The sequence below is a fragment of the Lysobacter sp. A289 genome (assembly GCF_054072675.1).
Genome location: NZ_JBSVRN010000001.1, coordinates 1 through 13787, shown reverse-complemented (window position 1 = coordinate 13787; position 13787 = coordinate 1). Strand labels below are relative to the sequence as shown.

Here is a 13787-nt window from a genome sequence, read left to right as displayed (position 1 = left end):
CCCGCACAAGGCGGGGCCGCGTCAAGCAACACAGGCTGGGCAACCGGCCGATGCGGGGTCAGTCGTCGCCCTTGGCCAGGTCGTCGTCGGTGACCACCTCGGCGGCGGCCCACTCCAGCGCTTCGCGCTCCTTGCGGGCACGCTCGGACTTGTCCACCGCGTCGATGTATTCCTGGTTGATCTCGCGAGCGGCGATTTCGCGCAAGGCAAGCACCGTCGGCTTGTCGTTGGACTCGCTGTTGTCGATCCTGGATTCGACGCCGGTGGCGAGTTGACGAGCACGCTTGGCCGCCATCATGACGAGTTCAAAGCGGTTATCGACCACTTCCAGGCAATCTTCTACGGTAATGCGGGCCATGGGGCTCCTGACGGCCGGGGCCGTCAATACAGATGCAAAGGGGACGCGATTATAGCGACTGTGGACGACGCAGGGCAAGTCACGTCTTTTGGAATCAAGCAGTTACGCAGCCATCACCGGTCGTCGGCCAGCAGCGTGGTGATCAGCTTGCCGTGGCGCGCCACCTGGGCGTCACGCCGCAAGCGGCTGGCGGTGAAAATCGCACACATCTCGTCGACAGCCACGTTGAAAACGTCATTGACGATGACGTAGTCAAATTCGCCATAGTGCGACATCTCCTCGCGGGCGGCGGCCAGCCGACGGGCAATGACATCCTCACTGTCCTGGCCTCGCGCACGCATGCGCAGCTCCAGTGCGGCGCGCGAGGGTGGCAGGATGAAAACACTGACTGCTCCGGGCAACTTGCGACGGACCTGGCGTGCACCCTGCCAGTCGATTTCCAGCAGCACGTCCTTTCCTGCCGCCAGTTGCGGCTCGACCGACTGGCGCGCGGTGCCCTTCCAGTCACCGTGGACGCGGGCATGCTCGAACAGGTCGCCGGCTGCAACCATGCGTTCGAACTCGGGCTCGTCGACAAAGTGGTAATGCTCGCCATTTTTCTCGCGGGGGCGTGCCGGCCGTGACGTGAACGATATCGACAAGCGGATGTTCGGATCGCGGGCCAGCACCGCGTTGACGATGCTGGATTTTCCCGCACCCGAGGGCGCGGCGACGATGTAGAGAGTTCCACGCATGCTCATTCGATGTTCTGGATCTGTTCGCGGACCTGGTCGATCAATACCTTCAACTCGATCGCGGCAGCCGAACTGCGCCCATCCACCGACTTGGAACCCAGCGTATTGGCCTCGCGGTTGAACTCCTGCAGCAGGAAATCCAGCCGGCGCCCAACCGCCTCGCGCAAGGTCAGCACGCGGCGCGCCTCGACCACGTGCGAGTCGAGCCGGTCGAGCTCTTCATCGACATCGAGCTTCTGCAGCCACATCACCAGTTCCTGCTCCATCCGACCCGGCTCTACCGGCTGGGCGAGATCCGCCAGCCGCCCTTCCAGTTTGGCACGTTGGGCGGCCCGGATGACCGGCATCAGCTCTCGCACCTGCGCGGCGATGGCGGCAATGCCGTCAACACGCTCTGCAATACCCGCCGCCAGTTTGCCGCCTTCGCGCTCACGGGCGGCGATGAACTCGTCCAGCACGGTGTCCAGCAACGCCAGCGTCTGGGCCTGCAACGCGGCCGCATCGGTGGCCGGTGCCTGCAACACACCGGGGAACTGCAACAACTGGGTGAACTCGGTATGCAGGCCCGGGAAACGATTGGACAGCTCGGTCGCCAGATCGCCCAACTCGCGCAGCCGGCCCGGGTCGGCCTGCAACCCGCTGGCACCTTCAGGCGAGCGCAACCGCACGGTGACATCGACCTTGCCGCGAGCGATGCGCGCGGCGATTCGCTCGCGCAGCACCGGCTCCAGCGCGCGTAAATCGTCGTGCAAGCGGACACCGATCTCCAGGAAGCGGTGATTGACCGAACGCAGCTCGCAACTCAGCGTCCCCCATTCGGTGACGCTCTCGCTGCTTGCGAAGGCGGTCATGCTGCGAATCATGCGCAATATCCTGTGATGAACGGCGGGGGAGACGGTTGGGTGCCGGGGTGCCCGATGGGAGCGGTTGATGCGAATGGTAAACTCGCCCACCCAAAACCCCCTAACTTCAACGGCAGTCCGCACCATGTCAACCACCGGCAGCAACGAATTTTCACGACCCAGCGGTCGCACGCCGGAACAGCTGCGTGAGGTCCGCATCGAGCGCGCCTTTACCCGCCACGCCGAAGGCTCGGTGTTGATCAGCTTCGGCGACACCCGCGTGCTGTGTACCGCCAGCGTGGAGAACCGGGTGCCCGGCTTCCTGCGCGGCAAGGGCGAGGGCTGGGTCACTGCCGAGTACGGCATGCTGCCGCGCGCCACCAACACCCGCAACGACCGCGAGGCCGCGCGCGGCAAACAGGGCGGGCGCACCCTGGAAATCCAGCGCCTGATCGGCCGCTCGTTGCGCGCCTGCATCGACCGCAAGGCGCTCGGCGAGCGCACCATCACCCTGGACTGCGACGTCCTCCAGGCCGATGGCGGCACCCGCACCGCGGCAATCACCGGCGCCTACGTGGCATTGACCGATGCAGTGAACTGGATGATCAAGCGCGGCGACATCAAGTCCAAGGCGGGGCGTTCACCGATCTTCGGCGCCGTAGCGGCCGTATCGGTGGGCATCTACCGCGGCGTACCGGTGCTGGACCTGGACTACGCCGAGGACAGCAACTGCGACACCGACATGAACGTGGTCATGAATGACGGTGGCGGCTTCATCGAGTTGCAGGGCACCGCTGAAGGTCACGCATTCCGTCGCGAAGAGTTGGCGGCAATGACCGCGCTGGCGGAAGTAGGCATTACCGAGCTGGTGGCGAAGCAGCGTGAAGCGCTCGGACTTTGAGCCCGTGCCGGTGAGCGTTCGCATTGTCGTTGCCAGCGGCAACATCGGCAAGCTGGCCGAATTCAACCGCCTGCTCGGCGAGGCCGGCATCGAATTCGTCGCGCAGGGCGAACTCGGGGTCGGAGACATCGAGGAAACCGGGCTGACGTTCGTCGAGAACGCCCTGCTGAAGGCGCGCCACGCCGCCCGGGCCACCGGCCTGCCGGCGCTGGCCGACGACTCCGGACTCTGCGTCGATGCGCTCAATGGCGCGCCCGGCTTGTATTCGGCGCGCTACGCCGGCGAACCCAGCGATGCGGCACGCAACATCGACAAGCTGCTGCAAGCGCTCGACGGAGTGCCCGAGCTGCAACGCGGCGCCCATTTCCACTGCACCCTGGCACTGCTGCGCCATGCCGACGATCCGCGCCCGCTGATCGCGCAGGGCGAGTGGCATGGCCGGATCCTGACCGCGACTCGCGGCGCCGGCGGCTTCGGCTACGACCCGCTGTTCCTCGACCCCGAAACCGGGAAGACGGCAGCCGAGCTCGATCCGGCAACCAAGAACCGCGTCAGCCACCGCGGCCAGGCGTTGGCGATCCTGCACCGGAAACTCGGTTCGCTGCCTGCGACGTCGCCATGACCCTCGCCCCGCCGCCACTCTCGCTGTACGTCCACATCCCCTGGTGTGTACGCAAATGCCCGTATTGCGACTTCAACTCACACGAAGGCCGCGGCGAGTTGCCGTTTGCCGCCTACGTGGCGGCGCTGCTGGCCGACCTGGATCTCGACCTGCCGCTGGTCTGGGGCCGCACGGTGCAATCGGTGTTCTTCGGTGGTGGTACTCCCAGCCTGATGCCCGCCGAATTCATCGACCGCTTCCTGCAGGGCGCCAGTTCACGGTTGCGGTTCGCGCCCGGTTGCGAGATCACGCTGGAGACCAACCCCGGCACCGCCGAGCACGGGCGCTTCGAAGGCTACCGCGACGCCGGCGTCAACCGCCTCAGCTTTGGCATCCAGAGCTTCGATGACGGCTGCCTGCAGCGCTTGGGACGGATCCATGACAGCGCCGAGGCCGAGGCCGCGGTCAAGCTGGCCCAGGACGCGGGGTTCGACAACCTCAACCTTGATTTGATGTACGCGTTGCCACAACAAACCCTGGCGATGGCCGAGCACGACCTCACGCGCGCGTTCGCATTGCAACCCGCGCACGTCAGCCACTACCAGTTGACCCTGGAGCCCAACACCGTGTTCGCCGCCCGCCCGCCGGCAGGCATCCCCGATGACGATGGCAGTTGGGACATGCAGGAGCACTGCCAGGCGATGCTGGCCAACGCCGGTTATCGCCAGTACGAAGTCAGCGCCTACGCACGGGCAGGCCGCGAATGCGCGCACAACCTCAATTACTGGAAGTACGGCGACTACCTCGGGATCGGCGCGGGCGCGCATGGCAAGATCACCCAGGGCCACGATCAGTCGATCCTGCGACGCTGGAAGCACAAACACCCCACCCGCTACCTGGCCGATGCCGGCACCCCCGCCGCGATTGGTGGCCAGGAACTGGTGGCACCGGATCGCCGCGCATTCGAGTTCATGCTCAATGCGCTGCGGTTGGTGGACGGGTTCAGCATGGCCGGCTTCGAAGCGCGTACGGGTCAATCCCGGGCGACGATCGCGTCCCAACTGCAAACGGCAGTCGATCGCGGTTGGCTGGCGATCGAGAACGACCATGTGCAGCCCACCCCATTGGGACGGCGCTTCACCAACGACGTGGTGTCGTTGTTCCTCGATCAGTGAGAGTGGGGGCGCGTCATCGATACCGGTGAGTTTCGGTCATAATCCGATTCGTCAGGCACCGTTTGCTGCCAGACGCGCCAGCGGCTCGGGGGGAGCCTGACCAACATGCCGAAACACCAGGATCCGCTTGCCACGCCAGTAGCGCCACATGCCGCCGTGGCGATCTTGCCGTTGCCGACCCGGGTGAATGGCCTGCTGGTGCAACTGCAGACGCAGTTGGCGGCCAAGCTTGGCCTCGAGTTGGAGCGCGTGCTGGAGACCGTGGAACAAGACCTGTTTCGACTGGCTGACGGCGCCCGTAACACGGCACTGCAATCGGGGCACTTCGATGACTTGCGCGGTTTGCGCGAACAACGCGACAGCTTCGTTCCGCGCTTCCTCGCCAGATTGGAAACCGCACTGTGGAACCTGCGAGCCGCCGGTGCGATCACTGCGCTCGACCCGCACGAGCCGGTTCAGCGATCCGGTCAGTTGCGCCTGCTCGAACATGACGAGATCGCCGAGGACGCCATGCTGGCCACCATGGCGCGCCGTCAGGAATCGCGTGCGGGGTTGCCGCTACTGCTGTTGGGCCAGCGATTCGGGGTGTTGGCCGGAATGCCCGCGTTCGAGGCGGCGCGGCTCCCGGTGGGGCCGCAGTCATTGGGCCGGATGTTCTCCGAGACCTGCGCCGAGCTATCCCTCAACCTCGACACGCGATTGTCGCTCTATCAACGGTTCGACCGGCAGTTGATGGCCGGCTACCCGGCACTGGCGGAGATGATGAATTCGCTGCTGGATAAAGCCAATGTCCTGCCGGGATTGGCTTTCGTCCCGTTGCGCAAGCGGCGCGGCGCGGCGCCTGACCCGCGGCTTGAGACCGACGACCAGGGCAAGCGCATCGGCAGTGCCGACGCCATTGCTGCAGCGACTGCCACAACGGACGATAGACGAGCCCACACCAAATTTGGTGTCGCCAGCGACGAGGACATTCAAGCCCTCGCACGGCAGGAGCTGGATCTACTGCTGGCACGGCGACGCGAGATGCGCCAGGCGCCGGCTGGCACCGGTGCCGATGCTTCCACACCGACCAGGATCGCGCTCGACACCGCCGAGGTCGACGCCGCGTTGCACCAGCTCCAGGTACAACCCGCGACGGCGGGCAATCGGCGCAGCACCGACCAGATTCGGCAGGCCCTGCTGGTGCAGAGTCGACAGCAGCGCGGCCATGCGACGTCGCTATCGCCGCAGGATAACGAGACCTTCGAGCTGCTTGGCCTGTTGTACGCACAAATCGGTCGTGAACTGCGGCGCGACACCCCCAGTGCCGGCCTGCTGGAACGCTTGCAGGTGCCCTTGTTGCGAGTCGCGCTGCAGGATCGCGGTTTCTTCATACGCGGCGACCATCCTGCACGCCAGCTGCTCAACGCGGTCGCCCAGGCCGGGGCCGGCTGGATCGCCGAGGATGAAATCGATCCACAGCTTGACCAGCAGTTGGGCCAGGCGGTCGAGCATGTCGTCGAGCATTACAGCGGCGACGACACCGTATTTGAATCAGCCAACCAGGTCCTTGACGAGCATCAGCAGGCCGTGGCCCGCAAGGCCGAAAGTGCTGAGCGACGTCATGTGGAAGCCGCTCGCGGGCGGGACAAGCTGGATCTGGCAAAGCAACACGCCGCCGATACCGTGAAAGCGGCCATCGGCGACGCCGCGGTACCCCGGTTCCAACGCAACGTGCTCGACCAGGCCTGGGTCGATGTGCTGAGCCTGACGCTGCTACGCCATGGCCAGGATTCCGATCAATGGCAGGAGCTGGTCGAGGCCACCGACGCCATCGTCGCCGCCAGCACCGGCAACCAGCCTGCCGGAGACGAGCTCCAGCCCCGGATCGAGCAGGCTTTGGGGCTGGTCGGCTATCAGGGCCAGGAAGCCAGTGCGATTGCCAGTCGCCTGGTCGGCGCGGCCGAAGAGGAACACGATCCGGCATCGCGTACCGAACTGGCGATCAAGCTCCGCACAAGGACCCGGCTCGGTGCCGACAACGCCGTGCCCCCCGCTCCTCAAAAGGAGCGCAATCCACGCGAGCAGGCGTGCTACAACCATCTGCGCAGCTTGCCATTCGGTACCTGGATCGAGTTTGCGACCAACCAGCAAGGCGACAAGATCCGGCGTCGCCTGGCGTGGTACAGCCCGGTGACCGGGCGTTCCCTGTTTGTGAACCAGCGTGGCCAACGGGTGGAGGATGCCGGGCAACACGACAGCCTGGACCAGGTCGCGCGGCTGCTCGCCGTGGGCCAGGCAGCAGTGCTCGGCAGCGAGCGTGAAAGCGTGGTTGATCGTGCCTGGCAGGCGACGCTGGGCGTGCTGCGCAGCCTGGTCGGCCAGGACCCACCGCAGGAGACTTCACCGTGAGTTCCATAGCCACCACCGAGGACGGCCGCGATCAGCGCCGTGGTGTCCGCCGCCCCGCCGACGGCGTGATCGCGGTTGTCGACTGCATGACCGACCGCACGTTGGGCTTGGTTGGCAACGCGTCGGAGACGGGCATGCTGCTGATCGCAAACGTCGCACTGGTCGACGACGGGTTGTACCAGTTGCAGTTCCAGTTGGGCAGCACCGATAGCCCGGCGTCGTTGATCGAGGTCGGAGCGCACGTGTTGTGGCAAGCACCCACCTCCAACCCGGGGCGAACCTGGGTCGGGCTGCGCTTCATCAACCTGCCGGAGCCCTATCGGCAACGCCTGCACGGCTGGCTTGCGCGGCCCCAGTGAATCGCAGGCCCCTCGGCAGCCATGCCCAATGTCCCCTGCGCCGTGGCAACGAATCGGTCAGAATTGCACCACTGACCCAAAGAGGACTGACATGGCAACCGAAGATCTGGCGAGCGCCTATTCGCACTACATGGTGGAACTGCAGCGCCGCAGCACGCAGGCGCTGGAGCTTGGCGGTTTTGATCACCTGGTCATTCCCAGCGGGACCGTTCACTACCAGGTATTCGATGATCGCGACTACCCGTACGCCGTCAATCCCCAGTTCAAGACCTGGGCTCCACTGACCCGGAATCCCGGCAGCTGGCTGGTGTTCACTCCTGGCCAGAAGCCCAAGCTCATCTACCTGCAGCCGTTCGACTATTGGCACGTCGTGCCCCGTGCACCCGAGGGCTATTGGGTCGACGAGTTCGAGATCATCATCATCCGCAAGGCCGCCGAGGCCCTGCAACACCTGCCCGCCGATCCGGCGCGTTGCGCGATCCTGGGTGAGCCGCAGAGCGCCCTTGGCAGCGATGACCAACGCAGCTTCGTGCCCAACAACCCGGCAGCGGTGGTGAATTACCTGGACTACCATCGCGCGTTCAAGCTGCCGTACGAAATCACGATGATGCGCGGCGCAACGCGCATTGGCGTGCGTGCGCACCTGGCCGCAGAGGCCGCATTCCGCGCCGGCAAGAGCGAGTTCGACATCCACATGGCCTACTGCTCCGCGGCGCGCCAGGATCCCAACGAGCTGCCGTACCACAATATCGTGGCGCTCAACGAGCACGGCGCCGTGCTGCATTATTCCGATGCGGAAACAACGCCGCCGGCGCAGCTGCGCAGCTTCCTGATTGATGCCGGTGGCAGCTACAACGGCTACGCCAGCGATATCACCCGCACCTATGCCTTTGATCGCGACAGCGAGTTCCAGTCGCTGATCGACGCCGTCGATGCCGCCCAACTGAAGATGTGCGACGAGGTACGCGCCGGCTTCGACTACAAACAGCTTCACCTGGGCGCACACCTGAAGTTGTCCGCGGTACTCAAGGACTTCGGCTTCATCGACATGTCGCCCGAGGCCGCGCTGGAAACCGGTGTCAGCAACGCCTTCTTCCCGCATGGGATTGGCCATGGCATCGGCCTTCAGGTGCACGACGTCGCCGGCTTCGCCGAATCCGACCGTGGCGGCACCATCGCCCAGCCCGAAGGCCAGCCGTTCCTGCGCACTACCCGGGTGATGGAGGCGGGCATGGTGATGACCATCGAGCCCGGGATCTACTTCGTCGACATGCTGCTTGATGAGGTCCGAAACAGTCCGCAGGCGAAGTCGGTCAATTGGGACAAGGTCGCCACCTTCCGCCCTTATGGCGGTATCCGGATCGAGGACGATGTGGTCTGCACCGATGGCGACCCGATCAACCTCACCCGCGAGGATTTTGCCGCGAACGCCGCGTGAACCGATAGCAACGGCTGCCGCCGACTACCAGCAAGCCCGGCTCCGGCCGGGCTTGTTTATTATCGACGTTGCTCTTTACCGGGGCTCGCTCAACCCTGCGCCATGAACGCCTCAATCTCCTCCGCACTTCTTGCAAGCTTCCCGGTCAGCACCTTGTGGCCTTCCCTGGTCACCAGCACGTCGTCCTCGGTACGGATGCCAATACCGCGCCATTTGACGGCAACGCTGGTGTCATCCGGCCGCACATACAGGCCCGGCTCGATCGTGAACACCATCCCCGGCTCCAGCAGGCGCGACTCGCCATCGATCCGGTAATCGCCGACGTCGTGGACATCGACGCCGATCCAGTGTCCGGTCTTGTGCGGATAAAAACGCTTGTAGCTGCCGTCACTGATGTTTTTTTCCAGTTTGCCTTTCAGCAAGCCCAGTTTGAGCAGGCCCTCGGTAAGTGTCTCGACCGCCGCATCGTGGCCGGCCGCGTACGCGTTGCCCGGTTGCGCCAGCGCCAGCGCCGCCGCATGGGCGTCGCCGACCAGGTCGTGCAGCGCCCGCTGCTCCGTACTGAAGCGGCCATTGGCTGGAAAGGTTCGGGTGATATCGGCGGCATAACCGCGGTACTCCGCGCCCGCATCCACCAGCACCAGGTCACCATCGGCAATCGGACCGTTGTTGGCGACGTAGTGCAACACGCAAGCATTGGCCCCGGCACCGACGATGCTGCTGTAGGCAGGCACCGAATCATTGGCTCGGAAAACCCGTTCAACCTCCGCCTGCAGCTGGTACTCCTGCATCCCGGGCCGAACGGCGCGTATCGCGGTCTCGTGCGCCGTCACGGTGATATCGACCGCACGCTGCATCAGTCGCAACTCGTCGCGATCCTTGAACAACCTCAACTCGTCGAGCAGGTGGCCCAACTCGAGGAACTCGTGCGGCGCCCGGTTGCCCATCTTCATCATTGCCCGCACCCGGTTGACCCACCCGATCAGCTTGAGGTCGAACTCGGCATCGCGGCCAAAGTGGTAGTACACCCGGGAGCGACCTTCCAGCAGGCCCGGCAGGATGTCGTCCAGGTCGCTGATCGGATAGGCATCATCCAGCCCAAACGCCTCCACCGCTCCCTCGGGGCCGAATCGCGGCCCGTCCCAACCCTCCCGATCCCGGTCGCGCTCACGGCAGAACAACAGGGTCTCGCCATGCTTGCGGCCGGGCACCAGCACCAGAACAGCCTCGGGCTCGGGAAAGCCAGTCAGGTACAGCAGGTCGGAATCCTGCCGGTAGGGATAGTGGGTGTCGCGGTTTCGGATCCGTTCCAGGGCTGCCGGCAGGATCAAGATGCTGTCGTCGCCGGCGACTTCCATCAACTGCTTGCGCCGCCGCGCATGAGCCTTGATAGGCATAGCCAACGGATTGGCCATGTCAGTTCAGTCGTTGCCGGTGTTGGGTGGCCAGCACGCAGTCGCCATGCACCAACAACGCCGCCACACGGACGAACTCTTCGATCTCGGCCAACGCCGCCTCGTCGTCCTCGTCCCCCTCATCCTGCGAATGTGCGGCCGCCAACCTGGCCAGGTCGCCCAACGCCTCGGTGCTTTCCTCCGACAATGGCGGGTTGGCCCCCGCCGCCAGGCCAAAACCGCCCAGAAAGCCGCGGCACCAATCAAACAGTGCACCGCTGCGGGCGGCCAGGGAGCAGCCGGAATCGGGTAGCAGCAACGCGAAATCGAAACTGCGGTCGGCAAGCTGTTCGGCGCTGGCCAGGCGCAATTCATCCAGCGCGCTGCCCGCTTCCGGGTTGGGAACAGCGTCGTCGACCAGCACCTTGCCGGGCCATTGCCGCAGGTTCGCGCCGCCGCCGGAAAGCCAGCCGCACAGGCCGCCGTGAAGCTCGGAAGCGGGGGTGGACAGGGACAGCTGATTGATTTCGGCTTCCACTGCAGCGTGGGTAGGGAGTTCTGGGGTGGAGCTTTGCGTCATGGACGATCACTGCCATTGATGGGCCTGCAGTCTAACAACGTCGCTCCGGCAGCATCGATGGCCGGGTCAGGCGGGATTACGCGGTCGCGTCGATCACGCTGATCCGGCGGCGGGCTGAACCAATCCGTTGGTTCCCCTCACCGGCCTTCTTGACCGCCTGCCCGGCGCTGCCTATCGTGCCGGGATGGATCGCTCTCCACTGATCTCCCAAATGCAGTCGTTGGCCGCTCGCGTGGACCAGCTGGCGGAGCGCATGCGAAAACTCCAGGATGAGAACCGGAGCCTGCGCCAACAGCAGGAAACCCTGTCGAGCGAACGCGCTGCGCTGCTGGCCAAGAACGAGCAGGCACGGACCCGCGTGGAGGGCATGATCGCCCGCTTGAAATCGCTGGAGCAACACACTTGAGCAGCAATCAACCCGTCAGCATTCGCCTGCTGGATCGCGAATATACCGTCGGCTGCGAACCAGGCGAGCAGCACAGCCTGATCGCGGCGGCGAAGTTGCTCGACACCAAGATGCGCGAGATCCGCGGCAGCAACCGCATGGCTGCTCTCGACCGCGTCGCCGTGTTGGCTGCGCTCAATTTCGCCCATGAACTGCAACAGATCCGCGACCAGGATGCAGAAGGGGCGCAGGAGTTGACACGCACCCTGGGCGACTTGAACCGCAAGCTCGACGGACTGTTCGACTCATCAGCGAGCTGAACGCCCGACGATAGATGACCACCTGTTTGCGGACACCGCGCTATACTCCGACTACGTCCTCTGCTGTGGACGACCGCGTGCGCAAACATACACCTTGTCCCTTAATTGCGACCGCGGGGATGCAACGGAAGCCCGGCGTGCAAGTCCGCCCTCGTAGCGGAAAGCCCGACGGCCTCCAGGCGTCCCCACTTGAACCTCGGGTTCAAGGTCGTTTCGCGCGCATCGCCATCGGCGGAGGATTTTTCTTTCCAGCTGGCAGCCGGTTGCTGCTGCCGGCCAGTGCTATCAAGGATCGGGCCAACCCCCGCCACACCGGGCTGGCGCACCACCACTGCCGGACAGGGCACGCACGATGACGACGGAGCAGGCGGCAGACCGCCAGCAATTGCGCACCGAACTACGCGCCCGCCGCCGTGCTGTACCGGAGTCCGAGCGCACCTGTGCCGCCGAGCGCCTGGCCTGCAACCTGCTCAGCCTCCCATTTGCGCCGGTCAGCGGCCATGTGGCCGGTTACTGGGCTATGGACGGGGAGATTGCATTGGATGCGTGGCAGGCTGGACTTCCCAACGAATGCGTCTACTGTCTGCCGGTGCTTTCCGCGGGCAGGCTGTGCTTTTCGCCCTGGCGCGCTGGCGACCCGCTGATCACCAACCGGTACGGCATACCGGAGCCCACGGTCGGCCCAGGGCAATTACTCGAAGCCGATCAACTCGGCTTGGTGGTGGTGCCGATAGTGGGGTTCGATACGACAGGTCAACGGCTGGGCATGGGAGGCGGCTGGTACGATCGCAGCTTCGCGTTCCGCCAAGGAAGCCGCCCGCCGCCGTGGATGGTCGGGGTTGCCTTCGACCTCCAGCGGGTGGATACACTTGAGGCAGCCGAATGGGACATTCCCATGGACGCCGTGTGCACCCCATCCCACTCCAGCCTCCACAGACCGATGAATCCATGAGCAGACGCCGCCGATACTGGCTGATGAAATCCGAACCTGAAGCATTTTCGATCGACGATCTGGAGCGGGTTGGAACCGAACCATGGAACGGCGTGCGCAACTACCAGGCGCGCAACTTCATGCGAGACGGCATGGCGATTGGCGACGGGGTACTGTTCTACCATTCCAATACCAAGGTTCCTGGCATCGTCGGTACCGCCACCGTCGCGACCGAATCCTATCCCGACGAGACCCAATTCGACCCCAAGTCGCATTACCATGATCCCAAGGCCACGAGGCAAGAGCCGCGTTGGCAGTTGGTCGACGTGGCATTCGAGCGCAAGTTGTCGCGCACCATAGCCCTGGATGAGATCAAGCAACACGCTGAGGAACTGGGCGAAGAGTTCGCGTTGATTCGGCGCGGCAATCGCCTGTCGGTGTTCCCGGTCTCTGCTCACCAGTACAACTACCTGCTTTCCCTGGAGTAACCCTGGATGTCGGAAGCCAAGCGCCTTGCTGCGGAAAAAGCCATCGAGTTCGTCGAGGACGGAATGATTGTCGGTGTCGGCACGGGTTCCACCGTCGCCTACTTCATCGACGCGCTCGGTCGAATCAAGGATCGCATCAAGGGAGCGGTCTCCAGCTCCGAGCAAAGCACCCGGCGCCTGCGTGACCTCGGCATCGAGATATTCGACCTGAATGCGTCCGGCCAGCTGTCGTTGTATGTCGACGGCGCGGATGAATGCGATCCGCACAAACGCCTGATCAAGGGCGGCGGGGCCGCACTGACCCGCGAGAAAATCATCGCCGAGGCCAGCGCCCAATTTGTCTGCGTGGTTGACCCGTCCAAATGCGTCGACGTGCTGGGTCGGTTTCCATTGCCGGTCGAGGTCATCCCGATGGCCCGTAGCCTGGTCGCGCGCGAGATACTCGCCATGACCCGCGCACAACCCGTCTGGCGTCAGGAATCCGATGGACGGGGCGTGGTCACCGACAATGGCAACACGATCCTGGATATCCACGGTCTGGGGATCACCGACCCGGTTGCATTGGAATCCGCGATCAACCAGATCCCCGGCGTCGTGAGCGTCGGCTTGTTCGCCAGGCGACCGGCGGACGTGGTGATCGTTGGCGGGGAGCCCCCACGGTTTTTATAAGCAGGCGTGTGGGCATTAACACCCAGGGAATTCCTGAACAACTGCCGTCGTCCGTCCCAGCTAAGGCGGGGATCCATGGACGCTAAGCCGCTGATATTTATATAGCCAACCTGGACAAGCTGCGCAGTCTGGTCTGGGCTGTGGGGCTTCTTTGCGTGATCGCCTTGCTGGCGCAAGCGGCGTTGGGCATCGGCAGCTAAATCCGCAAAAGAAGAAGGCCG

At 64.5% G+C, this 13787-nt stretch carries 16 protein-coding genes and 1 other RNA gene; 12 read left to right on the top strand and 5 right to left on the bottom strand.

The features are described from left to right. Nucleotides 1–58 precede the first annotated feature (58 nt). The 3 genes from rpoZ to ACW5DN_RS00075 all read right to left on the bottom strand — a co-directional run bounded on the left by rpoZ (nt 59) and on the right by ACW5DN_RS00075 (nt 1955). Entirely contained in the window at nt 59–358 is a 300-nt protein-coding gene (gene rpoZ / locus ACW5DN_RS00085) for a DNA-directed RNA polymerase subunit omega (RefSeq protein ID WP_456960740.1), read from the bottom strand. Nucleotides 359–471: 113 nt separating this feature from the next. Further along, nucleotides 472–1092, bottom strand: a complete 621-nt coding sequence (gene gmk, locus ACW5DN_RS00080) for a guanylate kinase (RefSeq protein WP_456960739.1) — start codon at nt 1090–1092, stop codon at nt 472–474. 2 nt (nt 1093–1094) lie between these two features. Next, complete coding sequence (locus ACW5DN_RS00075; RefSeq protein ID WP_456960738.1) at nt 1095–1955, bottom strand: YicC/YloC family endoribonuclease; 861 nt, start codon at nt 1953–1955, stop codon at nt 1095–1097. Nucleotides 1956–2079: 124 nt separating this feature from the next. Here ACW5DN_RS00075 and rph point away from each other — a divergent pair, with 124 nt between their 5' ends. From rph to pepQ, 6 genes are all read left to right on the top strand, one after another. After that, a complete protein-coding gene (gene rph / locus ACW5DN_RS00070; RefSeq protein ID WP_456960737.1) occupies nt 2080–2835 on the top strand; it encodes a ribonuclease PH in 756 nt (251 codons plus the stop codon). Nucleotides 2836–2845: 10 nt separating this feature from the next. Then, nucleotides 2846–3457 (top strand): RdgB/HAM1 family non-canonical purine NTP pyrophosphatase, encoded by a 612-nt coding sequence (rdgB, locus tag ACW5DN_RS00065; protein WP_456960736.1) that lies wholly within the window; start codon nt 2846–2848, stop codon nt 3455–3457. Next, on the top strand, nt 3454–4611 hold the full coding sequence (gene hemW / locus ACW5DN_RS00060; RefSeq protein WP_456960735.1) for a radical SAM family heme chaperone HemW: 1158 nt from the start codon (nt 3454–3456) through the stop codon (nt 4609–4611). Before rdgB ends, hemW begins: the two co-directional genes overlap by 4 nt. A gap of 105 nt (nt 4612–4716) precedes the next feature. Then, nucleotides 4717–7002: a DUF1631 family protein gene (locus ACW5DN_RS00055; RefSeq protein ID WP_456960734.1), complete on the top strand. Its 2286-nt coding sequence runs from the start codon at nt 4717–4719 to the stop codon at nt 7000–7002. Further along, nucleotides 6999–7361, top strand: coding sequence for a PilZ domain-containing protein (locus tag ACW5DN_RS00050; protein ID WP_456960733.1), 363 nt, complete (start codon nt 6999–7001; stop codon nt 7359–7361). Before ACW5DN_RS00055 ends, ACW5DN_RS00050 begins: the two co-directional genes overlap by 4 nt. A 91-nt stretch (nt 7362–7452) precedes the next feature. Continuing rightward, nucleotides 7453–8799 (top strand): Xaa-Pro dipeptidase, encoded by a 1347-nt coding sequence (gene pepQ / locus ACW5DN_RS00045; protein ID WP_456960732.1) that lies wholly within the window; start codon nt 7453–7455, stop codon nt 8797–8799. Between the two features lie 89 nt (nt 8800–8888). Here pepQ and ACW5DN_RS00040 read toward each other — a convergent pair whose 3' ends face one another. Further along, nucleotides 8889–10196, bottom strand: a complete 1308-nt coding sequence (locus tag ACW5DN_RS00040) for an aminopeptidase P N-terminal domain-containing protein (protein ID WP_456960731.1) — start codon at nt 10194–10196, stop codon at nt 8889–8891. A 19-nt stretch (nt 10197–10215) separates the two neighbouring features. Next, nucleotides 10216–10773: a UPF0149 family protein gene (locus ACW5DN_RS00035; RefSeq protein WP_456960730.1), complete on the bottom strand. Its 558-nt coding sequence runs from the start codon at nt 10771–10773 to the stop codon at nt 10216–10218. Between the two features lie 184 nt (nt 10774–10957). Here ACW5DN_RS00035 and ACW5DN_RS00030 point away from each other — a divergent pair, with 184 nt between their 5' ends. The 6 genes from ACW5DN_RS00030 (at nt 10958) to rpiA (ending at nt 13566) form a co-directional block, all read left to right on the top strand. Continuing rightward, a complete protein-coding gene (locus tag ACW5DN_RS00030) occupies nt 10958–11179 on the top strand; it encodes a TIGR02449 family protein (RefSeq protein ID WP_456960729.1) in 222 nt (73 codons plus the stop codon). Then, entirely contained in the window at nt 11176–11478 is a 303-nt protein-coding gene (locus tag ACW5DN_RS00025; protein WP_456960728.1) for a cell division protein ZapA, read from the top strand. Before ACW5DN_RS00030 ends, ACW5DN_RS00025 begins: the two co-directional genes overlap by 4 nt. Nucleotides 11479–11532: 54 nt before the next feature. Continuing rightward, a non-coding RNA gene (gene ssrS / locus ACW5DN_RS00020) (6S RNA) lies at nt 11533–11720 on the top strand. Between the two features lie 110 nt (nt 11721–11830). Then, nucleotides 11831–12430 (top strand): 5-formyltetrahydrofolate cyclo-ligase, encoded by a 600-nt coding sequence (locus ACW5DN_RS00015; RefSeq protein ID WP_456960727.1) that lies wholly within the window; start codon nt 11831–11833, stop codon nt 12428–12430. Beyond that, on the top strand, nt 12427–12897 hold the full coding sequence (locus ACW5DN_RS00010) for an EVE domain-containing protein (RefSeq protein ID WP_456960726.1): 471 nt from the start codon (nt 12427–12429) through the stop codon (nt 12895–12897). Before ACW5DN_RS00015 ends, ACW5DN_RS00010 begins: the two co-directional genes overlap by 4 nt. Nucleotides 12898–12903: 6 nt before the next feature. Then, nucleotides 12904–13566 (top strand): ribose-5-phosphate isomerase RpiA, encoded by a 663-nt coding sequence (gene rpiA, locus ACW5DN_RS00005; protein ID WP_456960725.1) that lies wholly within the window; start codon nt 12904–12906, stop codon nt 13564–13566. Nucleotides 13567–13787 lie beyond the last annotated feature (221 nt).